The 20486-nt window shown below is 74.5% G+C and carries 22 protein-coding genes; 12 read left to right on the forward strand and 10 right to left on the reverse strand.

The annotated features are described in order from the left end of the window. Nucleotides 1–109 precede the first annotated feature (109 nt). The 3 genes from RWE79_RS05250 (at nucleotide 110) to RWE79_RS05260 (ending at nucleotide 3701) form a co-directional block, all read left to right on the forward strand. Complete coding sequence (locus RWE79_RS05250) at nucleotides 110–1687, forward strand: alkaline phosphatase D family protein (protein WP_475938834.1); 1578 nt, start codon at nucleotides 110–112, stop codon at nucleotides 1685–1687. Between the two features lie 42 nt (nucleotides 1688–1729). Further along, nucleotides 1730–2242, forward strand: a complete 513-nt coding sequence (locus RWE79_RS05255) for a DUF1990 family protein (protein WP_475938835.1) — start codon at nucleotides 1730–1732, stop codon at nucleotides 2240–2242. A 97-nt stretch (nucleotides 2243–2339) separates the two neighbouring features. After that, nucleotides 2340–3701 (forward strand): GNAT family N-acetyltransferase, encoded by a 1362-nt coding sequence (locus RWE79_RS05260; RefSeq protein WP_475938836.1) that lies wholly within the window; start codon nucleotides 2340–2342, stop codon nucleotides 3699–3701. Here RWE79_RS05260 and RWE79_RS05265 read toward each other — a convergent pair. After that, nucleotides 3652–4812 (reverse strand): trans-sulfuration enzyme family protein, encoded by a 1161-nt coding sequence (locus tag RWE79_RS05265; protein WP_475938837.1) that lies wholly within the window; start codon nucleotides 4810–4812, stop codon nucleotides 3652–3654. The genes RWE79_RS05260 and RWE79_RS05265 overlap by 50 nt on opposite strands. Nucleotides 4813–4896: 84 nt before the next feature. Between RWE79_RS05265 and RWE79_RS05270 the strand changes: the two genes are divergently transcribed. From RWE79_RS05270 to RWE79_RS05285, 4 genes are all read left to right on the forward strand, one after another. Beyond that, entirely contained in the window at nucleotides 4897–5382 is a 486-nt protein-coding gene (locus RWE79_RS05270; protein ID WP_475938838.1) for an Lrp/AsnC family transcriptional regulator, read from the forward strand. Nucleotides 5383–5456: 74 nt separating this feature from the next. Next, entirely contained in the window at nucleotides 5457–7238 is a 1782-nt protein-coding gene (locus RWE79_RS05275) for a DUF885 domain-containing protein (protein ID WP_475938839.1), read from the forward strand. A 97-nt stretch (nucleotides 7239–7335) separates the two neighbouring features. Further along, a complete protein-coding gene (locus RWE79_RS05280; RefSeq protein WP_475938840.1) occupies nucleotides 7336–7875 on the forward strand; it encodes a GNAT family N-acetyltransferase in 540 nt (179 codons plus the stop codon). A gap of 103 nt (nucleotides 7876–7978) precedes the next feature. Next, nucleotides 7979–8455 carry a DUF6328 family protein gene (locus tag RWE79_RS05285; protein WP_475938841.1) on the forward strand — a complete coding sequence of 159 codons (477 nt, stop codon included), beginning with the start codon at nucleotides 7979–7981 and terminating at the stop codon, nucleotides 8453–8455. A gap of 7 nt (nucleotides 8456–8462) precedes the next feature. Here RWE79_RS05285 and RWE79_RS05290 read toward each other — a convergent pair whose 3' ends face one another. After that, on the reverse strand, nucleotides 8463–8942 hold the full coding sequence (locus tag RWE79_RS05290; RefSeq protein ID WP_475938842.1) for a rhodanese-like domain-containing protein: 480 nt from the start codon (nucleotides 8940–8942) through the stop codon (nucleotides 8463–8465). 94 nt (nucleotides 8943–9036) lie between these two features. Here RWE79_RS05290 and RWE79_RS05295 point away from each other — a divergent pair, with 94 nt between their 5' ends. Continuing rightward, nucleotides 9037–9486, forward strand: coding sequence for an Lrp/AsnC family transcriptional regulator (locus RWE79_RS05295; protein WP_475938843.1), 450 nt, complete (start codon nucleotides 9037–9039; stop codon nucleotides 9484–9486). 242 nt (nucleotides 9487–9728) lie between these two features. Here the strand turns inward: RWE79_RS05295 and RWE79_RS05300 are convergent, their stop codons facing one another. Together RWE79_RS05300 and RWE79_RS05305 are read right to left on the reverse strand one after the other, a co-directional pair. Continuing rightward, nucleotides 9729–12719, reverse strand: coding sequence for an AAA family ATPase (locus RWE79_RS05300; RefSeq protein WP_475938844.1), 2991 nt, complete (start codon nucleotides 12717–12719; stop codon nucleotides 9729–9731). A gap of 1 nt (nucleotide 12720) precedes the next feature. Continuing rightward, nucleotides 12721–13881, reverse strand: a complete 1161-nt coding sequence (locus RWE79_RS05305) for an exonuclease SbcCD subunit D (protein WP_475938845.1) — start codon at nucleotides 13879–13881, stop codon at nucleotides 12721–12723. Nucleotides 13882–14100: 219 nt separating this feature from the next. Here RWE79_RS05305 and RWE79_RS05310 point away from each other — a divergent pair, with 219 nt between their 5' ends. Next, nucleotides 14101–14331 carry a hypothetical protein gene (locus tag RWE79_RS05310; RefSeq protein WP_475938846.1) on the forward strand — a complete coding sequence of 77 codons (231 nt, stop codon included), beginning with the start codon at nucleotides 14101–14103 and terminating at the stop codon, nucleotides 14329–14331. A 3-nt stretch (nucleotides 14332–14334) separates the two neighbouring features. Here RWE79_RS05310 and RWE79_RS05315 read toward each other — a convergent pair whose 3' ends face one another. The 3 genes from RWE79_RS05315 to RWE79_RS05325 form a co-directional block, all read right to left on the reverse strand. Beyond that, the gene (locus RWE79_RS05315) at nucleotides 14335–14967 is read right to left on the reverse strand and encodes a YigZ family protein (protein WP_475938847.1); all 633 of its coding nucleotides are present in this window, start codon (nucleotides 14965–14967) and stop codon (nucleotides 14335–14337) included. Between the two features lie 30 nt (nucleotides 14968–14997). Next, nucleotides 14998–15561: an Rv1733c family protein gene (locus RWE79_RS05320; protein WP_475938848.1), complete on the reverse strand. Its 564-nt coding sequence runs from the start codon at nucleotides 15559–15561 to the stop codon at nucleotides 14998–15000. 137 nt (nucleotides 15562–15698) lie between these two features. Beyond that, on the reverse strand, nucleotides 15699–16106 hold the full coding sequence (locus RWE79_RS05325) for a CoA-binding protein (RefSeq protein ID WP_475938849.1): 408 nt from the start codon (nucleotides 16104–16106) through the stop codon (nucleotides 15699–15701). A gap of 147 nt (nucleotides 16107–16253) precedes the next feature. Here RWE79_RS05325 and RWE79_RS05330 point away from each other — a divergent pair, with 147 nt between their 5' ends. Beyond that, nucleotides 16254–16760: a GNAT family N-acetyltransferase gene (locus RWE79_RS05330; protein WP_475938850.1), complete on the forward strand. Its 507-nt coding sequence runs from the start codon at nucleotides 16254–16256 to the stop codon at nucleotides 16758–16760. On the opposite strand, the gene RWE79_RS05335 is transcribed toward RWE79_RS05330, so the two are convergent. Both RWE79_RS05335 and RWE79_RS05340 read right to left on the reverse strand, forming a co-directional pair. Then, complete coding sequence (locus RWE79_RS05335; RefSeq protein ID WP_475938851.1) at nucleotides 16749–17663, reverse strand: GNAT family N-acetyltransferase; 915 nt, start codon at nucleotides 17661–17663, stop codon at nucleotides 16749–16751. The two genes, RWE79_RS05330 and RWE79_RS05335, sit on opposite strands and share 12 nt — an antisense overlap. Further along, nucleotides 17660–18217, reverse strand: coding sequence for a YbaK/EbsC family protein (locus tag RWE79_RS05340; RefSeq protein WP_475938852.1), 558 nt, complete (start codon nucleotides 18215–18217; stop codon nucleotides 17660–17662). The genes RWE79_RS05335 and RWE79_RS05340 overlap by 4 nt, the downstream gene beginning before the upstream one ends. 115 nt (nucleotides 18218–18332) lie before the next feature. Here RWE79_RS05340 and RWE79_RS05345 point away from each other — a divergent pair, with 115 nt between their 5' ends. Continuing rightward, nucleotides 18333–18959 (forward strand): alpha-ketoglutarate-dependent dioxygenase AlkB, encoded by a 627-nt coding sequence (locus RWE79_RS05345; protein WP_475938853.1) that lies wholly within the window; start codon nucleotides 18333–18335, stop codon nucleotides 18957–18959. On the opposite strand, the gene RWE79_RS05350 is transcribed toward RWE79_RS05345, so the two are convergent. After that, nucleotides 18925–19752 carry an acyltransferase gene (locus RWE79_RS05350; RefSeq protein ID WP_475938854.1) on the reverse strand — a complete coding sequence of 276 codons (828 nt, stop codon included), beginning with the start codon at nucleotides 19750–19752 and terminating at the stop codon, nucleotides 18925–18927. The two genes, RWE79_RS05345 and RWE79_RS05350, sit on opposite strands and share 35 nt — an antisense overlap. 112 nt (nucleotides 19753–19864) lie before the next feature. On the opposite strand from RWE79_RS05350, the gene RWE79_RS05355 reads away from it, so the two are divergent. Continuing rightward, nucleotides 19865–20404 (forward strand): gamma carbonic anhydrase family protein, encoded by a 540-nt coding sequence (locus RWE79_RS05355; RefSeq protein ID WP_475938855.1) that lies wholly within the window; start codon nucleotides 19865–19867, stop codon nucleotides 20402–20404. Nucleotides 20405–20486 lie beyond the last annotated feature (82 nt).

Raw genomic sequence — 20486 nt, forward strand, 5'->3', positions numbered from 1 at the left:
CCGGGTGGAGTGTATGCGCAAGTTGTTCACCGCTCGTTGGGATCCACGGCATGTGACGGCGCTAGGAACGGTTCGGCACACACGGCACACAGCTCTCGGGAGGACACCCATGTCGAAGGCATCCGTGGACCGGCGGTCCGTACTGCGCGGAGGGCTGGCAGCCTCGGGGGCGCTGCTGGTGCCCACGGCACTGGCGGCGGCGCCCGCGCAGGCGCTGGCGGGCCGCCCCGGGGCGCCCTGGGGCGTGCAGGCCGGCGATGTGACGGCCGGCTCGGGCCTGGTGTGGGTGCGCGCGGACCGAGCGGCCCGGATGGTGGTGGAGACGTCGGCGACCGGTTCGTTCCGGGATGTCCGCCGCCGGCCCGGCCCGCTGCTCGGCCCGGGTACGGACTTCACCGGCACGGTGGCGCTGCACGGGCTGCCGCCGGGCGAGCAGATCCACTACCGCGTGGTGCTGGCCGACCCGGACGACCCCCGCCGTACCGGCGAGCCGGTGTCCGGCACCTTCCGTACGGCGCCCGCGCGGGGCCGGGACGGGGTGCGGTTCGTCTGGTCGGGGGACCTGGCCGGGCAGGGCTGGGGCATCAATCCGGACATCGGCGGCTACCGCATCTACGAGGCGATGGGCGCCCTGGACCCGGACTTCTTCCTGTGCAGCGGGGACAACATCTACGCGGACGGCCCGATCGCGGCCACCGCGGCCCTCCCCGGCGGGCGGACCTACCGCAACGTCACCACCGAGGAGAAGTCCAAGGTGGCCGAGACCCTGGCGGAGTTCCGCGGCAACTTCCGCTACAACCTGCTGGACGACAACCTGCGCCGCTTCAACGCCCGGGTGCCGTCGGTCGTCCAGTGGGACGACCACGAGGTCCGCAACAACTGGTATCCGGGCGAGGTGATCGCCGCCACCGACACCCGCTACACCGAGAAGAGCGTGGACGTGCTCGCCGCCCGCGCCCGGCAGGCGTTCTCCGAGTACTTCCCGGTCTCCACGCTGCGCCGACCCGACGGCCGCGTCTACCGGGTGCACCACCACGGGCCGCTGCTGGACGTCTTCGTGCTCGACATGCGCACGTACCGCAACGCCAACTCGGCCGACACCCAGACCGTTGACCCGCAGGGCATCCTGGGCGCCGGACAACTGGAGTGGCTGAAGCGGGAGCTGGCCAGGTCACGGGCGACGTGGAAGGTCATCGCCGCCGACATGCCGCTGGGGCTGGTCGTGCCGGACACCACCGAGGGCAGGGCCAACATCGAGGCCGTCGCCCAGGGCGACCCCGGGGTGCCGCTCGGGCGTGAGCTGCAGATCGCCGAGCTGCTGCGCTTCGTCAAGCACCGCCGGATCACCGGCACGCTGTGGCTGACGGCCGACGTCCACCACACCTCGGCCCAGCACTACGACCCGTCGCGGGCGGCCTTCACGGATTTCGAGCCGTTCTGGGAGTTCGTCTCCGGCCCGCTCAACGCCGGGGCCTTCCCGGCCAGTTCCCTGGACGGGACCTTCGGGCCGGACCGGGTCTTCGTCAAGGCCCCGACGGCGTCGAACGTCTCCCCCGCCGACGGTTTCCAGTTCTTCGGGGAGGTCGACATCGACGGCGGCTCGGGCGAGCTGACGGTCCGGCTGCGCGAGCAGGACGGCACCGTGCTGTTCACCCAGGTGCTGCAGCCGGGACGTGTGGGACAGTAGCCACCCGCGTGCGGTGTGTGACGGCCTGAGACAATGGGGGCGATGAACGACTTCACGTACGACGAGGTGGGCGCGACCCGGGATCCCGGGTCGCTGCCCCCGCCCGGCCACCACCTGCTGCGTACCCGGGTCCGGCTCGGGGACGGGCAGCGGGTCTTCGCGGCGGCCGGGCGGGCGCTGCTGCGCTGGGACATGCAGCGGGCCGCCGGGCTGCGGATCGCGGCCGGCACGCCCGACGCCTCGCCGGGGGTCCGGGTCGTGATGCGGGCCGGGCCGGTCCGGATTCCGTGCGAGGTGGTCTGGACGGTCGCCGAGGAGCGGCGGACCGGCTTCGCGTACGGCACCCTGCCCGGGCATCCCGAGTGCGGCGAGGAGTCGTTCGTCGTGGAGTACGAGGCCGGCGGGGCGGTCCGGCTGGACGTGACCGCGTTCAGCCGGCCGGCGGCCTGGTACGCGCGGGCGGCGGGGCCGGCCGGACGGCTGGTGCAGCGCCTGATGACCCGCCGGTACGGCCATGCCCTGCGTCGGCTGGCGCAGCGGCAAGCCCAACAGTAAAACTACAGAAGGAGAACTTAACGGACATGATTCACCCTTTACTCGTCGGTCATAAAGCGTTTGTGATCACGCAACAACAGTTAGGCATGGTGATGACATGCCTCAACTGACGTCTGCGACCACCACGACCCGCCGGCACCACTGGCGGCGCGACCTGATCGAACTCGCCGCGCTCTTCGGGGCCGTCGCCACCGCCGATCTGCTGGCCAATCTCGTCGCCCACGGCCCCCAGGGCCCCGTGCTCCTCGGTGTCTCGGCGGCGGCACTCGCCGCGACCGCCGGTTTCCACACCTGGTGGGCACGCCATCACAGCCATTCACCGCCCGCCGGAACCGCCGGGGATCATGTCCGTCGGACCCTCGAACCGGCCGGCACCCAGGACCGCGGGCCCGCCCTGCTGTGGCGGCTGCGCACCACCGTGCGCGACACACCGGGCAGCCTGGGTGCGGTGTGCACTGCGCTGGCCGCGCACGAGGTCGACATCCTCACCTTCCAGGCCCACCCGCTGGGCGACGGCACGGTGGACGAGTTCCTGCTCCGGGCCCCCGCCCCGCTGACCACGGGCACGCTGATCCGGGCCGTCTCCACGGCGGGCGGCCGCGACACCTGGATCGAGCGGGCCGACGCCCACGACCTGGTGGACACCCCGACCCGGATGCTCAACCTCGCCACCCGTACCGCCATGGACGCCGCCGAACTGCCGCTGGCGCTGCGCCAGTTGTTCGGCCGTTGCAGCATCCGCTCGCTGCCCGCCCACAGCGGCGGCCGGGCACCGCACGAGGACGTACCGGAGGACGTACTGGAGGGCACCGTGATGCGACTGCGCGACCCGTCCGGCGGCAGGATCATCGTGGAGCGCGCGTATCTGCCGTTCACCCCGACCGAGTTCGCGCGGGCACGGGCCCTGGTGGAGCTGGACGCGCACCTGGGTGTCCGGGTGCCGGCGGGCCGTGACGTACTGACGCTGCCGGAGGGCAACGAGATCACCGTCCGCCGGGCCGGCCCCGAGGACCTGGCCGCCGCCCGCGCGATGCACGACCGCTGCTCCGCGGCGACACTGAACCAGCGCTACCACGGCCCGGTGGGCGACGCCGACCGCTACCTGGCGCACCTGCTCAGCCCCCGGTTCGGGCAGACCCTCGCCGTCGAGACCGCCTCGGGGCGGATCGTGGCGCTGGCGCACCTGCTCTGGGACGGCGACGAGAACGAGGTCGCCGTCCTGGTCGAGGACGACTGGCAGCGCCGGGGCGTCGGCGTGGAACTCATGCGCCGGCTGGCCGCGCTGGCCGCCGAGGCCGGCCGCGACAGCGTCTACGCGGTGACCCGCTCGACCAACACCGGCATGGTCGCCACGATGCGCCGCCTGAGGCTGCCGCTGGACTACCAGGTCGAGGACGGCACGCTGGTCATCACCGCGACGCTGTCGCCCGCGGAAGCGCACGCTCCGTCGACGCGCTGAGCGCCCGGTCCAGGTCGGTCCAGAGATCCTCCGGATCCTCCAGGCCGACCGACATCCGCAGCAGCGACTCGCTCACCCCGGCCCGCCGCCGGTCGCCCTCGTCGACGATGCGATGGCTGATCGAGGCCGGGTGCTGGATGAGGGTGTCCACACTGCCGAGGCTGACCGCCGGGGTGATCAACCGCACCCCGGCGGTCACCGCGTGCGGGTCGCCGCGCACCTCGAAGGCGATCATCGCGCCGCCGATCCGCGGGTAGTACGTCCGGGCCACCCGGGGATCCAGGGCCAGCCGGCCGGCCAGCAGCGCCGCCGTCTGCGACGCGGCCCGTATCCGTACGGGTAGCGTGGCCAGCCCGCGCAGCAGCAGATAGCCGGCCAGCGGGTGGAGTACGCCCCCGGTGGCGAACCGCACCTGGCGCAGCCGCCGGGCGAACTCCTCGTCACAGGCCACCACTCCCCCCAGCACGTCTCCGTGCCCGCCCAGGTACTTGGTCGCGCTGTGCAGGACGATCCTGGCACCGCTGTCCAGCGGGCGCTGGAGTACGGGCGTGGCGAAGGTGTTGTCGGCCAGCAGCGGCACCGTGCCGCAGGAGTGGGCGACGGCCCGCAGGTCCACTTCGGCCAGGGTCGGGTTGGCGGGGGTCTCCACCATCACCAGGCCGGTGTCGGGGCGGATGGCGTCGGCGATACCGGCCGGGTCCGTCCAGGTCACCTCGGTGCCGAGCAGGCCGCTGCCCAGCAGATGGTCGCTGCACCCGTACAGCGGGCGGACCGCGACCACGTGCCGCAGCCCGATGGCCGCCCTGGCCAGCAGCACGGCGGTGAGGGCGGCCATGCCGCTGGCGAAGGCGACGGCGGCCCCGGCGCCTTCCAGGCGGGCGAGGGCGGTCTCGAAGCGGGCGGTGGTGGGGTTGTCCAGCCGCGCGTAGACCGGCTGCCCGGCGGGGAGTTCACCGGTGGCGGCGAAGGCGTCCAGGCGGGCGGCCTCGGCCCGGCTGTCCCGGCACGGGTAGGTGGTGGACAGATCCAGGGGGACGGCGTGCAGGCCCAGCTCCGCGAGGTCCTCGCGACCGGCGTGCACGGCCTCGGTGGCGAGCGATCGTGACTCCATGGGTGACTCCATCGGTGACTCCATGGGACCGATCGTGAACAATTACCGGAGAGTAGTGGCGGCAGCCCGTGCTACGTTCGAACGATGCCCGATTCCGTGCTTATGGATCCGGTCGATCTGGAGATTCTGCGGCTTCTGCAGAACGACGCCCGGACCACCTACCGCGACCTGGCCGCCGCCGTCGGGGTGGCGCCCTCGACCTGTCTGGACCGGGTCGCCCGGCTGCGCCGCAGCGGGGTGATCACCGGCGACCGGCTGCGGGTCGACCCCGCCCGGCTCGGCCGCCCGCTGGAGGCCCTGCTGTCGGTGCAGGTGCGGCCGCACCGCCGGGAGCTGATCGCCCCGTTCGTCGAGCGGATCCGGGCGCTGCCGGAGTCCCGGGCGCTGTTCCATCTGGCCGGGCCCGACGACTATCTGGTGCATGTCGCCGTGGCCGGCACGGGCGACCTTCAGCGGCTGGTGCTGGACGAGTTCACGGCGCGGCCCGAAGTCGCCCGGGTGGAGACCCGGTTGATCTTCCAGCAGTGGGACTGCGGCCCGCTGCTGCCCCCCGCCGCGGCGGCCCAGTGATCCGCCTGATCCTCCGATCCCCCTGATCCATAAGGGAGATGACGTGGTCGGCGGCGGCATACGAAGATGTCCGCATGTCCACGATCGAAGACCGCACACCGGGCACGCCCGGCACCTCACCCCGGCGGATCGCCGACGCCTATGTCGACGCCTACTGCGCGCTCGACCCGGTCACCGGCACCTTCGTCGGGGTGGCGGGAGTCCAGGACCGGCTTCCCGACTACTCCCCCGCCGGACTCGACGCCCTCGCGGACCTGGCCCGCCGGACCCTCGCCGAACTCGACGCCGCCGAACTCGCCGCCGAACCCGATGCCGGACCCGACGCCGAACCCGACGCCGGACCCGACGCCGAACCCGACGCCGCAGGGCCTGTGGACGACGAAGCCGAGCGCCGCTGCGCCCGGCTGCTGCGGGAGCGGCTGACCGCGGCACTGGCCGTGCACGAGGCGGGCGAGGGACTGCGCGGCGTCAGCAACCTCTTCAGCCCGGCCCACTCGGTGCGTGGCGTCTTCATGATGATGCCGACCGCCACCGACCAGGACTGGGCCGCGATCGCCGCCCGGCTGCGGGCCACCCCGGCGGCACTGGCCGGATACCGCGAGTCGCTGGCCACCGGCCTGTCCCGCGGACTGCCGGCCGCCCCCCGCCAGGTCACCACGGTGATCGGCCAGTTCGGCGAGTGGCTGGACGACGGCACCGGCCGCAACTGGTTCGCCGAGCTGGTCTCCGGCGGTCCCGAAGCGCTGCGCGAGGAGCTGGACGCCGCGGCCGCCGACGCCGCCTCCGGGGTCGCCACCCTGCGGGACTGGCTGCGCGATGTCTACGCCCCCGCCGTCACCGGCGCCCCGGACGCCGTCGGCCGGGAGCGCTACGCCCGCTGGGCACGCTACTGGACCGGCTCCGACCTGGATCTGGACGAGGCGTACGCCTGGGGGTGGGAGGAGTTCCACCGGCTGGACGCCGAGATGCGCCAGGAGGCGGAGAAGGTACTGCCCGGCGCCACCCCGCTGAAGGCCCTGGCCCACCTGGACACCGCCGGCGAGGCCATCGAGGGCGTGGACGCCGTCCAGCAGTGGCTGCAGAACCTCATGGACCAGGCCATCGACGCACTCGACGGCACCCACTTCGACCTGGCCGAGCGCGTGCGGCGCGTCGAGTCCCGGATCGCACCGCCCGGCAGCGCCGCCGCGCCGCACTACACGGCGCCCTCCCTGGACTTCTCCCGGCCCGGCCGCACCTGGCTGCCCACCCTCGGCCAGGACCGCTTCCCGGTCTGGGACCTGGTCACCACCTGGTACCACGAGGGCGTCCCCGGTCACCATCTGCAACTCGCGCAGTGGGTCCACGTCGCCGACCGGCTCTCCCGCTACCAGGCCACCCTCGGCCATGTCAGTGCCAACGCCGAGGGCTGGGCCCTGTACGCCGAGCGCCTGATGGACGAACTGGGCTTCCTCACCGACCCCGGACACCGCCTGGGCTACCTCAACGCCCAGATGCTGCGCGCCTGCCGGGTCGTCCTGGACATCGGCATGCACCTGGAACTGGCCATCCCGGCCGGCAGCCCCTTCCGCCCGGGCGAGCGCTGGACCCCCGAACTCGGCCGCGAGTTCTTCGGCCGCTACAACGGGCTGTCCGCCGCCATGCTCGACAGCGAGCTCATCCGCTACCTGGGCGTCCCCGGCCAGGCGATCGGCTACAAGCTCGGCGAACGCGCCTGGCTCGCCGGCCGCGAGGCCGCCCGCGCCGCGCACACCGCCCGCGACGGCTCCTTCGACCTCAAGCGCTGGCACATGGCCGCCCTCTCGCAGGGCTCGCTCGGACTCGACGACCTGGTGGACGAGTTGTCGCGGCTGTGACCCGAGCCCCCTTCCCCGCATGCCCCTTCCCGGCACACCTCCTGCCCCCACACCCCTTACCCCCGCCCCACCACCCGAACAGGACGGTTCAACCTCCATGCGCCTGCACGCCACGCACACCGACGACGGCCGTCTGGTCCTCACCGACGGCGACCGGGTCACCCTGCGCGAGCAGCTCCCCGACGAGGCCGCACAGCTCGCCGGCGGCGAGCCGGGCACGCTGACCTGGCTCGGCGGTACCCCGGGCGCCGGCACGGTCGTGGCGGCCGGGATGACGGTCAAGGCCGCCGAGGCGGGCCTGTTCGCCCCCGGGTGGGGGCTGTTCGCCATCCAGCGGACCGAGGACCTGGTGGCGCTGGGCGGCATCGGCTTCCACGGCCCGCCCTCGCCGGACGGTGTCGCCGAGATCGGCTACGACCTCGTACCCGGCGCCCGTGGCCAGGGCTGGGCGACCGACGCGGCCCGGCTGATATCACGCTGGGCACTGACCCGCCCGGAGGTCCGTACCGTCCTGGCCACCACCGACCCGGACAACCTCCCCTCCCAACGGGTCCTGGAACGCGCCGGGTTCACCCGGGTCGCCGACCGGGACGGAATGCACGCCTACGAACTGCCCGGCCGCCCGCCGGCGTCCTGACGCGGCCGCCGGAACAGCCTCCCGGGCCGACGTCTCTTTACCCGCTCTTGGGGTACACGCGGGCCATCGACGACCGGCCACCACGGGAGGGTGTGTGAACAGCATGGACGCCAGCCGGAACCAGGAGACCGAGGACGAGCGGGCCAACCGGCGCTGGCAGGAGCTGATCCAGGAGATCCGGGTCACCCAGACCGGGGTGCAGATCCTCTTCGGCTTCCTGCTCACCGTGGTCTTCACCCCCAGGTTCCACCAGCTCGCCGACACCGACCGGGTCATCTACGTCGTCACGGTGGTGCTCGGCGCGCTGGCCACCGGCGCGCTCATCGGCCCGGTGTCCTTCCACCGGATCGTCTCCGGCCGCCGCCTCAAGGAGCAGGCCGTGGCCTGGGCGGCCCGGCTCACCTTCGTCGGCGTGATCCTGCTGCTGCTGGCACTGACCTCCGCGCTGCTGCTCGTCCTGCGGGTGGCCACCCATGACGTGTTCGTGCCGTGGCTGGTCGGCGGCGTGGTCAGCTGGTACCTGCTGTGCTGGTTCGTACTGCCGCTGTGGGCCCGGTACCGGCACACGAGCCGCGACTGATGGTGCGTCAGCAGCCGCAGTCCGCCGCCCCGGCCGGCGCGGTGAGCGGGTCGGCCGGGCGGCTGCCGGGGCCGTCGGCGGTCTCGTAACCGAAGCCCTCGCGGATCCAGTACTCCATGCCGCCGAGCATCTCCTTGACCCGGTAGCCCCGGCTCGCGAGGGCGTGCGCGGCACGGGTGGCGCCGTTGCACCCGGGGCCCCAGCAGTGGACGACGACGGGCCGGCCGGGGTCGAGGAACCCGGCGGCGAGCAGCGGGATCCGCTCGGTGGGCAGATGTACGGCGCCGGGGATGCGGCCCTGGTCCCACGCCCGGGTGGAGCGGGAGTCGACGACCGTGAAGCCCGGGTCGCCGCCAGCGGCGAGGGCGGCGGCGACGTCGGACACATCGGTGTGGAAGGCGAGGCTCGCGGCGAAGTAGGCGGCCGCCTCGGCCGGTGCGGCGGGCGGGACGGCCAGGACGGGACCGGTGATGAGCTGCTGTGTCATGGCCACGAATCTACGGAGCCCGTACCGCGCCGGGAAGTGGCTTTCCCCGGCGGAACCGTTGCCCCGCCGGGGATTCCCCTGCTAGATATCGGCCATGACCGTTCATTCCCTCGACCCCACCGACTGGCGCATCCTCGAAGCCCTCCAGGCCGACGGCCGCGCCAGCTACGCCGAGCTGGCCCGGGCGGTGTCCATGTCCCCCAGCGCGGTGACCGAGCGCGTACGGCGGCTGGAGGAGGCCGGCGTCATCAGCGGCTACTCGGCGGTCATCGACCACGACCGCATCGGCCTGCCGATCCTGGCCTTCGTCCGCCTGCGGTACCCGCACGGCAACTACAAGCCCTTCCACGACCTCCTCGGCTCAACCCCGGAGATCCTGGAGGCCCACCACGTCACCGGCGACGACTGCTTCGTCCTCAAGGTCGCCGCCCGCTCGATGAGCCACCTGGAGGAGACCGCCGGCCGTATAGCGGGCCTGGGCTCGGTCACCACCAGCGTGGTCTACTCGTCACCGCTCGGGCGTCGTGCGGTGACGCAGGGCTGAGCCCGCAGCCCCCGCCGAAACCCCCGCCCCGGCACGTCGGCCGGAGGCCGGCACCGCCGCCCGAAGCCGCGAAGCGCGCGAGGACGGCAGACAAGAGGCGCCGTCACCGCTCGGGCGTCGTGCGGTGACGCAGGGCTGAGCCCGCAGCCCCCGCCGAAACCCCCGCCCCGGCACGTCGGCCGGAGGCCGGCACCGCCGCCCGAAGCCGCGAAGCGCGCGAGGACGGCAGACAAGAGGCGCCGTCACCGCTCGGGCGTCGTGCGGTGACGCAGGGCTGAGCCGCGGCGGCCCTTGACGACCTGGAGCTGGGCGGGGATGCGCTGGAGCAGGTCGGGGACGTGGCTGACGATGCCGACCGCGCGGTCGCGCTCGCGGAGGGCGTCGAGGACGTCGAGGACCTCGTCGAGGGTCTGCTCGTCGAGGCTGCCGAAGCCCTCGTCGATGAAGAGGGTGTCCAGCCGCATGCCGCCGGCCTCGTCGGTGACGACGTCGGCGAGGCCGAGGGCGAGGGCGAGGGAGGCGAAGAAGGTCTCGCCCCCGGACAGACTCGCGGTGTCGCGTTCGGTGCCGGTCCAGGAGTCGACGGCGAGGAGGCCGAGGCCCGAGCGGGAGCCTCGGGAGGCCTTGGCGTCGCTGTGGACGAGGGTGTAGCGGCCGGAGGACATCCGGTGCAGCCGGATGCTGGCGGCGGCGGCGACCTGTTCGAGGCGGGCGGCCAGGACGTAGGTCTCCAGCTCCATCCTGAGCCGGTTGTCGGAGGAGGTGCCGGCGGCCAGTTCCGCGAGGCGGCGGATGCGGGCGTACTCGTCGCGGGCGGGGGCGAGCCGGACGGCGCCGGCGGCGGCCTGGGCGCTGAGGCGGTCGAGTTCCGCGCAGCGGTCGCGGGCGGCGGTGGCCCTGGAAGCGGCGTGCTGGAGACGGCGGTTGGCGGACTCGGCGGCCCGGGTGGCCGCGTCGGGGTCGGCGGGCGGGCGGGCCGCGGCTTCGGTGAGGTCGAGCGCGGTGAGGTCGGCGGTGACGGCGGCCTGCTCGCGCTGCCACTGCTCGGCGCGGTCTTCGAGGCGCTGCCGCTCGGACGGCGGCAGCAGGGCGGCGGCGGCCGAGCCGGGCGTGTCGAACCCGGCCCGGTAGGCGGCGTCGGCGAGTTGGGCGTCGGCGTCCTTGACGCGGCGGGCGGTGTCCTGGGCGGTGCGGACCGTCCCGGCGGCGTGCGCGATCCGCCCGATGTCGGCGCCGAGGGCGGTGCGGCGGTCGGAGACGGTGGCGTACCCGCCGCGGGCCCGGGTGAGTTGGTCGGTGAGCTCTGCGTGCCGCAGGTCCAGGTCCTCGCGGTGGGCGGTGAGCGTGGCGATGCGGGTGGCGGCCTGCTGGCGGGCGTCGGTGCGGCGGGCGTGCTCGGCCTCGGCGCGGTCGAGGGCGTCGGCCGCGCCGCGGGCATCGTCGGCGAGGGCGGCGTTGTCGGCGTGGTCACGGTCCACGGCGGCGTGGGCGGCGGCGAGTTCGGCCTGCGGGGTGTCACCGGCCTCGGCGCGGGCGGCTTCGAGGGCGGCCCCGGCGCGGCTCACCGCGTCCTGGGCCTCGCCCTGGGCTGCGAACGCCGACTGGTAGGCCGCGTGGGCGCGTTCCTCGTCGTCGGCGGTGACCTGACGGGCGGAGGGCCGGGCGGGTTCGGGGTGCCGGTCGGAGCCGCAGACCAGGCAGGCGTGGCCGTCCCTGAGCTGGGCGGCGAGTTCGGCGGCGATGCCGGCGATCCTGGCCTCGCGGGCGTCGTGCCAGGCCTCGCGGGCGTCGGCGGCGGTGCCGCGGGCGGTACGCAGGCGTTCCTCGGCCCGGTGCAGCACGCGGGCGTACTCGTCGCGGGCGAGGGCCGCGTCGAGCCTGCGGCGGGCCCGGTCCCGGGCGGCGTCGAGCTCGCCGGCGCGGGCGGCGGCGGTCCGCGCGGCGTCGACCCGCCGCCGCAGCGAACGGCGGCGGTCGTCCCAGCCGTCGAGCCAGCCGTCGGCGTCGGCGACGAGCTGCTCGGCGGCGGCCGTCTCGCGCTCCAGGCCGTCGCGCTCGGCGGCGATGCCGGCCGCGCGCTGTTCGGCCTGTCCGGCCTCGGCGAGGGTGCCGAGCTCCTCACGGAGCCGGTGTTCGTGTTCGGTGAGCTGGTCGGCGCCGGCCTCGGCGAGGGCGGCCGGCAGCGCCCTCCTGGCCGCCCGCTCGGCGGCCTGAGCGCCGCCGTGTTCACCGGCGGCGCGTTCCCTCAGGTCGAGAGCGGGCTCGACGGCCGCGGCGCGGCGCGCCGACCCGAGCCGGTCGAGGGTCTCCTCGCGCCCGGGGCGGGCGGCGTCGAGCCCGGCGGCGCGGCGCACCGCGGCGTCGTGCCGCTGCTGGAGCGCGTACAGCTCGCGTACGGAGTCGGCCTGGCGGCGGGCCAGCGTGTGGGCGGCCTCGGCCTCCTCCAGGGCGGCCCGCGCGATGTCGGCCTGCTCACGGGCGGTGGAGCGGAGCACGGCCGCCCACTGCAGGATCCGCTCGGCAAGGCCCTCCTCGCCGGGCGCCCACTCCTGCGGCGGTTCCGCGTCCTCGCCGGCCGCCTGCCGGAGGCGGTGGGCGAGGCTGACGAGTTCGGCGTCGCCGCCGCGGAGCTGCTGTTCGGCGGTGCGGCGGCGGTCGCGGAGCCAGTCCTCGACGGCCTTGAAGCGGCGGGTGTCGAAGAGCCGGCCGAGGAGCGCGGCCCGGTCGGTGGCCCCGGCGCGCAGAAACCCGGCGAACTCGCCCTGCGGCAGCAGCACGACCTGGCAGAACTGCTCCTTGCTCATCCCGATGAGCCGCAGCAGCTCCTCGCCGGTCTCCTGGTGGGACCTGGACAGGGCGCGCCACTGCCCGTCGGTGTGTTCGCGCAGCAGTGTGACGGCCTTCTCGGCGGTCATACCGCTGCCGCGTTTCTTGGGGCGGAGCTGTTCGGGGCGGCGGGTGATCTCCAGCCGCCGCCCGCCGACCGTCAGATCGAGGACGACCTCGGTGAGCGTGTCGGGGCCTGCGTGGTCGCTGCGCAGCCGGGTGGCGGGGCGGGCGCCGGGCACGCCGCCGTAGAGCGCGAAGCACACGCCGTCCAGGACCGAGGTCTTGCCGGCGCCGGTCGCGCCGTGCAGCAGGAACAGTCCGGCGGAGGACAGCTCGTCGAAGTCGACGCTCTGGCTGCCGGCGAACGGGCCGAAGGCGGTGAGGGTGAGGCGGTGCAGTCGCATGTCAGTCGGTCTCCGCCCGGGCCCCGGCGGCGCGTACCGCGTCGAGGGCGGCGCCGAGCACGTCCCGTTCGCGGGGATCGGGGGCGGAGCCGCGTACATGGGTCACGAAGTCCTCGGCGATCTGCTGGTCGGTGCGGCCGCGCAGCCGCTGGGCGTACGAGGCGAGCGGGTCGTCGCCGGTGTGCTCGGGGTCGAAGGCGAGCGCGAGGGCGTGCGGGAACCGTTCGCGCAGCCGGGCCATGGGCTCGTGCGGGCGGCCGGGATCGGTGAGGGTGGCCTCGACCCAGGCCTGCTCGTGCCGCTCGTGGGCCGGGTCCTCCAGCAGGTCGTCGAGCCGTCCCCGGAGCCGGGCGAGCGGCCTGGGCACCGGGCACGTCACGCGCTCCGCCGTCACCGCGCCGTCCGCGCCCAGGTCGACCAGCCACATGCTCTTGCGGTGACCGGCCTCGGAGAAGGAGTACGCGAGCGGCGAGCCCGAGTAGCGCACCCGGTCCGTGATCGTCTGGCAGCCGTGCAGATGCCCCAGCGCGGTGTAGTCGACGCCGTCGAACACCCCGGCCGGCACGGCCGCGACCCCGCCGACGGTGATGTCCCGTTCGCTGTCGCAGGCGGCCCCTCCGCTGACGAAGGCATGCGCCAGCACCACCGACCGCGTACCGGCCGGCCGGGCCGCCAGATCCGCCCGCACCCGGTCCATCGCGGCGGCCAGCACCTCGGTGTGCCCTGCCCTCGCGAGCCCGAACTCCTCGCGTACGAGAGCCGGTTCGAGATACGGCAGCCCGTAGAAGGCGACCTCGCCGTGCTCGTCGGCCAGCACGACCGGCGTCGCGCAGCCCGCCGGGTCGGTCCGCAGATGGATCCCGGCCCGCCCGATCAGCCCCGACGCCACCCCGAGCCGCCGGGCCGAGTCGTGGTTCCCCGAGATCATCACCGTCGGCACGCCGAGGGCGGCGAGCCTATGCAGGGCGTCGTCGAACAGCTCCACGGCGGGCAGCGACGGCAGAGCCCGGTCGTAGACGTCCCCGGCGACCAGCACGGCGTCGACCCGCTCGGCCCGCACCGTGTCCAGCAGATGGTCGACGAAGGCCGCCTGGGCGTCCAGCAGCCCCACCCGGTGGAAGGACCGCCCCAGATGCCAGTCGGAGGTGTGCAGCAGTCTCACGTGTCCGCCCCGGCCCGCATCTCGTACACCCTCCCACGCCGTTCAGCAGGCACCACCGTAACCCCGTACGACCCCCTGCTCCCTCACGGCCCTCAGTGTCGCACCCGGGTACGACAACGCGCCGAAGCAGCGGCGGCGGGGCCTGTCGCGGTGGCCGCGCCGGTTCTGATGTCGAGGGGCGGGCGTTTCCGGACTCCGTGTACGGCCTTCGCCGTCACGTTGTACGGCACGATCGAGCACCTGCCGGGCAGCGTGGACGACGGGGTCGTGGTCGACGACCTCACGCGCATGCTCGGCGAAGCCGTGGCGACGATGCGGTACGAGAGCCTGACGCGGGATGTCCTGGACCGCTACGCCGATGCTCGGACGCCCCCGGACATCCCCGGCCCCGACGAGGGTCCCGGCCCTGACGATTTCCCCGACGAGCCGGGCCTCAGCCCCGGGCTGTGACGTCTACGCCCAGCTGTCGACGTACGCGCTGCCTGCCGCCTCGGCGACGGCCGTGCCCGCCGTGACGTCGGCGAGCCAGCCCCGGAAGGCGTCGAGCTCCTCCTCCGGTATGCCCAGGTCGATGCGTACGTCGGCGCCGTAGTGGACGTCGCGCACGGTACGCCCCGCCGCGCGCAGCTCGTTCTCCAGGCGGCCGGCGCGCTGGTGGTCGACGGCGACGGTTACGAGGGCGAGCTTGCGGCGCTCGACGGTGCCGAGCTCGTCCAGAGCGGCGGAGACGGCGCCGCCGTAGGCCCGGACCAGACCTCCGGCGCCGAGCTGGATACCGCCGTAGTAGCGGGTGACGACCGCGACGACGTCGCGGATCTCGCGGCGCAGGAGCACCTGGAGCATGGGGGTGCCGGCGGTACCGCCGGGTTCGCCGTCGTCACTGGCCTTGTGGACGCGGCCGTCGGCGCCGATGACGTACGCGAAGCAGTTGTGCGTGGCGCCCGGGTGCCGGGCGCGGATCTGCCGGACGAAGTCCTGCGCGGCCTGCTCGGTGCCGGCGGGGGCCAGTGCGCACAGGAAGCGGGAGCGTTTGATCTCGCTCTCGTGGACGCCCTCGCGCCCGATCGTCAGATACCGCTCCGCCATGACCGCCACCCTATGCCGGGGCGGGACGCCTCACGCGCGCCGGTGGCCCCACTGCGGGCCGACCTCGGCCCACTCGCGGTCCCACTCGGTGGCGCGGCGCCGGTCGAGGCCCCACCGTACGGTCCTGAGGCCGCCGGCCAGGACGGCCCAGGCCGCGCCCGCGACCACCGTTCCGGCCAGGCCGCCCTCGGCCTCGGCCATGGCGGTGCCGGCGGGTGGCTCGGTGAGGTGGCCCTGCCGGTCCAGCCAGACGCCGGCCCGGGTACCGGCCGCGCTGCCCGACTCGACGGGGGCGTCGCCGGTACGGGCGGAACCGTCGGACGCCGTCCAGCGGACCGTGGCCCGGACCTGGCCGTGGCCGGAGTAGGTGACGACGGTCGGGGCGTTCTCGGTCAGCACGGCCGAGACCAGGTGCCGGTCCTCGCGCTGCCGGAGCAGGGAGTCCTCCACGCCCCAGGCTGTCACCGCGCCGGCGACGGGCACGCCGACGACGGCGAGCGTCCCGAAGACCAGCACCACCCAGGCCTCCGTGACGTCCGTACGGCGCCGGAGCGGGTTGCGCCGCCAGCGCCACAGCCTCACCTTGCCGACCATCGACTGCCCCCTGCCCCCTGCTCGCGCGGACTGTGCTTCCACCGTCGCAGGCGCGGCGCTACCGCGCGAGGCAGGACCGGAGCTTCGCGGGAGGTCCCCCGCAGCCGGGGCCCGGTGTGGTATCCGGGCCCGCGGGGTCAGCGCAGCCGGGGGATCTCGATGGCGGGGCAGCGGTCCATGACCATCTCCAGGCCGGCGTCGCGCACCCGGTGGTACGCCTCCTCGTCGACGACGCCGAGCTGGAACCAGACCGCCTTCGCGCCGATGGCCACCGCCTCGTCGGCGACCGGGCCGGCGAGGTCGCTGTTGACGAAGACGTCCACCACATCGACGTCGAAGGGGATCGCGGACAGCGACGGGTACCCCTGCTCGCCGTGCACGGTCTCGGCCTTGGGGTGCACCGGGACCACACGTTTGCCGTGGCGCTGGAGGACGTCGGCGACCCCGTACGCGGCCCGGCGGTCGTTGGTCGACAGGCCGACGACGGCCCAGGTGTCACCGAGCCCGTTGAGAATCTTGCGGATCACCGCTGGGTCGCCGTACAAGGCTTGCCTCCTGAGGGATGGAAGGTCTGCTGTCCTGCCCAACCGGCGGCGGACGCGGGAGATTCCCCGCCGCGACCCGCTCCGGTCACCGCGGGCCGCTCCGCCAACTCGGGCAGCATCACAGGAATTCGGAGGTAGCGTGCCGCTATGTCAGATGTACGCCCCGCACGCCCCGAGGACGCCGCCGAACTGGTAAGGCTGCGCCGCCTGATGTTTCACGCGATGAAGGGCCTCGACGAGCCCGGCGAGTGGGAGGCGGCCGCCGAGGAGCTGCTGCGCGCGCAGCTCGCGGGCGGGACGGGCGCCGTCGTGGGGGCGTTCGTGGTGGACAGCCCCGGCGGCACCGGCGGCCGCGGCGGCACCGGCGGCACCGCCGGTCTCGCGGCGTGCGCGGTCGGCACCGTCGAGCAGCGGCTGCCCGCCCCGGGGCACCCCACGGGGCGGTTCGGCTTCGTCTTCAACGTGTGCACCGACCCGGGCCACCGCGGCCGGGGGTACGCACGCGCCACCACCGAGGCGCTGCTCGACTGGTTCGCCGCGCAGGGCGTCACCCGGGTCGATCTGCACGCCACGCCCGCCTCCGAGCACCTCTACCGGGGGTTCGGTTTCGCCGAGCACTCGACGGCCCTGTCGCTGGACGTGTCAGCCCGCTGACGTCGGCGGGCTCTCGGCGATCAGCGCCGTACCGACCCGACGGAAGCCCAGCCGCGCGTAGATGCGGGCGACGTCCTCGTCCCCGGCGGACAGGAAGACCGTACGCATGCCGTTGGCGAGGGCCTCGGACACCAGCGCGGCGGTGACCGCGTGGGCGAGGCCGCGCCGGCGCGCGGCGGGCAGGGTGCCGATGCCGACGATCTCGCAGACGTCGCCGATGGGGTTGTACTGGCCCGCGCACAGCGCCACCGTGCCGTCGACGGCCGCCGCGTACACGGTGAGTCCGGCGTCGATCCGGGCGGTGGCGCGGGCCATGGCGGCGGGGGCGGCGTGCAGCGGCACCAGCGCGGTGAGGGCACGGGCGTCCGCGGTGCCGACCTGGGTGCCGGGGGCGGCGAACGCGAGGTGCGGAACGGTGACGGCGGTGGGCAGCGCCGGGTCGCCGGCCCCGAGGATCCGTATGGACAGGCCGTCCTGCGGCGCGGGCACCGAGGCGGGCGAGGCGCCGGGGTCCAGCACCATCAGGGGATGCTCGTGCACGATGAGGCCGGCCGCCTCGGCGGCGGCGCGCAGGCCGGGGGCGCTCTCGTGGACCCACTCGAAGGCCTCGGGGACCAGCAGTTGGCGCTGGCGGGTACGGACCCGCGCCACGTCGGTGGCGTCGGCGGGCACGGGGTGTCCGAGCGTGGGCCGGGCGTAGAGCGGCCAGCCGGCACCCTCGCGGACGAAGAGGGTCAGCGGGCCGTGGTCCTCGGCGCGGCCGCCGGAGCGGGGGACGGCGTCGTAGAAGCCCTCCAGCCGCCGCAGCACGGAGGGGTCTGCGGACCCGGCGGCCGCTGGGAACTCGGCGGACTCGGCGGGCTCGGCGGACTCGGCGGACTCGGCGGACTCGGCGGCGGTCATCCGGGCAGCCCCAGCCCTTCCAGGACGACGGCGCCGGGCAGGCCGGCCAGGGCCTTGCCGGGGACGAGCAGTTTGCCGCGCCGCCGGCCGCTGCCGATGACGACGTACGGGGAGTCGGCGACGGCGGCGTCCACCAGCAGCGGCCAGGCACGCGGCAGGCCGATCGGCGTGATGCCGCCGTACTCCATGCCCGACTCGCCGACGGCGGTGTCCATGGGCGCGAAGGACGCCTTGCGGGCACCGATGTGGCGGCGGACGAGGCCGTTGACGTCGGCGCGGGTGGTGGCGAGCACGACGCACGCGGCGAGGGTGACGTCCTGGCCGCGCCGGCCGGCGACCACGACACAGTTGGCGGACTGCTCCAGGGTCACGCCGTAGGTCTCGGCCCAGACGGCGGTGTCGGCCTTGTCGGGGTCGCTGTCCACATGGATCAGCTCCTCGGCCGGCACCTCGCCCTGCCAGCCGGCGAGCGCGGCGGCGACGGGCGGGGCGAGCAGCTCCAGGACCTCGGCGGCCGGGCGGCCACGGTCGAACGTTCCGATGGGTGTGGGCATATGAAGCACGCTAGCCCAGCCCTCCGGCGCGACAGCCCGGGGGGGCCGGAGGGCCGGGAGCGGGAGCCGGGGCCCCGGGCAGCCGTATTCGATCCCATGTTCTATTCTGGGTGTCATGACCCGCCACCTCCAGGGCTCCCTCTTCGACAGCGCCGGGCTCGGCCTGCTGCCACCCGCCGGCCTGCGCCGCACGGTGCTGGGCCTCGGGGCCTGGATCGACGAGCTGCCGGGCTGGGTGACGGGCGCCGACGAGCTGTTCGACGCGCTGGTGGACACCGTGCCCTGGCGGGCCGAGCGGCGGGTGATGTACGAACGCGAGGTCGCCGTACCGCGCCTGCTCGCCGACTACGGCCCGGGTCGGCGGCTCCCGCACCCGCTGCTGGCCGAGGCCCGCGAGTCGCTCGGCCGGCACTACCGGGCCGAGCTGGGGGAACCGTTCGTCAGCGCCGGGCTGTGCCTCTACCGCGACGGACGCGACAGTGTGGCCTGGCACGGCGACCGCATCGGCCGGGGCGAGACGCACGACACGATGGTGGCGATCGTCTCCCTGGGCGAGGCGCGGCCGCTGCTGCTGCGCCCCCGGCACGGCGGCGGACCGACGCTGCGGCGCTCACTGGGCCATGGCGATCTGCTGGTCATGGGCGGTTCCTGCCAGCGCAGCTGGGACCACGCGGTGCCCAAGACCACGGCCGGCGCCGGCCCCCGGATCAGCGTCCAGTTCCGGCCGTACGGGGTGGCGTGAGCGCCGGGTCCTCCTCCGCCTCAGGGGCCTGCGGCACCCCCGGCACCGTCCGTTCGGCCAGCGCCAGGGCGACCAGTTGCTCGGCCGTCGCCCCGTCGGGAATGGGCACGGGGGGCGGCGTGCGCAGCGGGGGCTGCCAGCCGGCCTCCGGGTCCCAGCGGCGTACGACGCGGGCGGGCGCCCCCGCGACCACCGCGTGGTCGGGGACCTCGCCCCGCACGACGGCGCCGGCGGCGACGACGACGTTGCGGCCGAGGCGGGCGCCGGGCAGGATCACCGCGCCCGCGCCGAGCCAGCTGCCGGAGCCGATCTCGACCGGCGCGGAGCGGGGCCACTGGCGGCCGACGGGCTGCTCGGGGTCGTCGTAGGAGTGGTTGTCGCTGGTCACGTAGACATACGGGCCGCAGAAGACGTCGTTGCCGAAGACGACCGGCGCGGAGGCGATGACATGGCTGCCCCGGCCGAGTACGACGCCGTTGCCCAGCCGCAGGACGGGGTCCGGGCCGAGGTCGAGACCGGGCATCATGCCGGCGGTGAGGGTGACCTGCTCGCCGATGACGCAGTGGTCGCCGAGGTGGATCCAGTGCTCGCCGAAGACCGTTCCCTGGGGGAAGGCGAGCCGGGTACCGGTGCCGATGCGGCCGAAGCCGAGCGGGCCGGGGCGCTCGGCGGTGACGGCACCGGCGGACTGGAGCCAGCGCCATCCGCGATGGACCGCGCGGGAGGCGGTGCGACGGCGCCAGGCCGTCAGCGACCGGACCCAGGAGGAGAACAGGTTCTCGTTTTTCGGCACCCGCTCACCGTACAGCGGCGCACGGCAGGGCTCGGCCCGTACTCCCCCGCGGGCGGTCGCGCCGCTACTGTGCGGGACGACACATCACGGACCGGAAGTGAGGCGGGGACCCATGGCGGAGCGGGCGGCGGCGTTGGTGGCGGGCGTGGCGGGGCACACACCGAAGCTGGATCCGGAGGCGTTCACCGCGCCGACCTCGGTGGTCCTGGGCAATGTCACCATGGCCGCCGGGGCGAGCGTCTGGTACCACGCGGTGCTGCGCGGGGACTGCGAGTTCATCTCGGTCGGCGCCGGCAGCAACATCCAGGACAACTCCACGGTGCACGCGGACATCGGTTTCCCTGCTGTGATCGGCGACCATGTCACCGTCGGCCACAACGCGGTCCTGCACGGCTGTGTGATCGAGGACAACGTCCTGGTCGGCATGGGCTCCACCGTCCTGAACGGCGCCCGCGTCGGCGCGGGTTCGATCGTCGCGGCCAACGCCCTCGTCCCGCAGGGCATGCAGGTGCCCCCGGGCTCACTGGTGGCGGGGGTACCGGCCAAGGTGCGCCGCGAGCTGACCCAGGAGGAACGGGACGTCGTGACGCTCAACGCCGAGCACTACGTGCTGCTGGCGATGGCCCACCGCGACGCGTTCGCGCAGGACTGAGCGGGCCCGGCAGGCGGCCGGGCCGCCGCGGTTCAGTCCGTCGCGGCCGCCGCGGTCCGGTCCGCGGCGGTCCGGTCCGCGG

Source organism: Streptomyces sp. RLA131 (assembly GCF_056270125.1).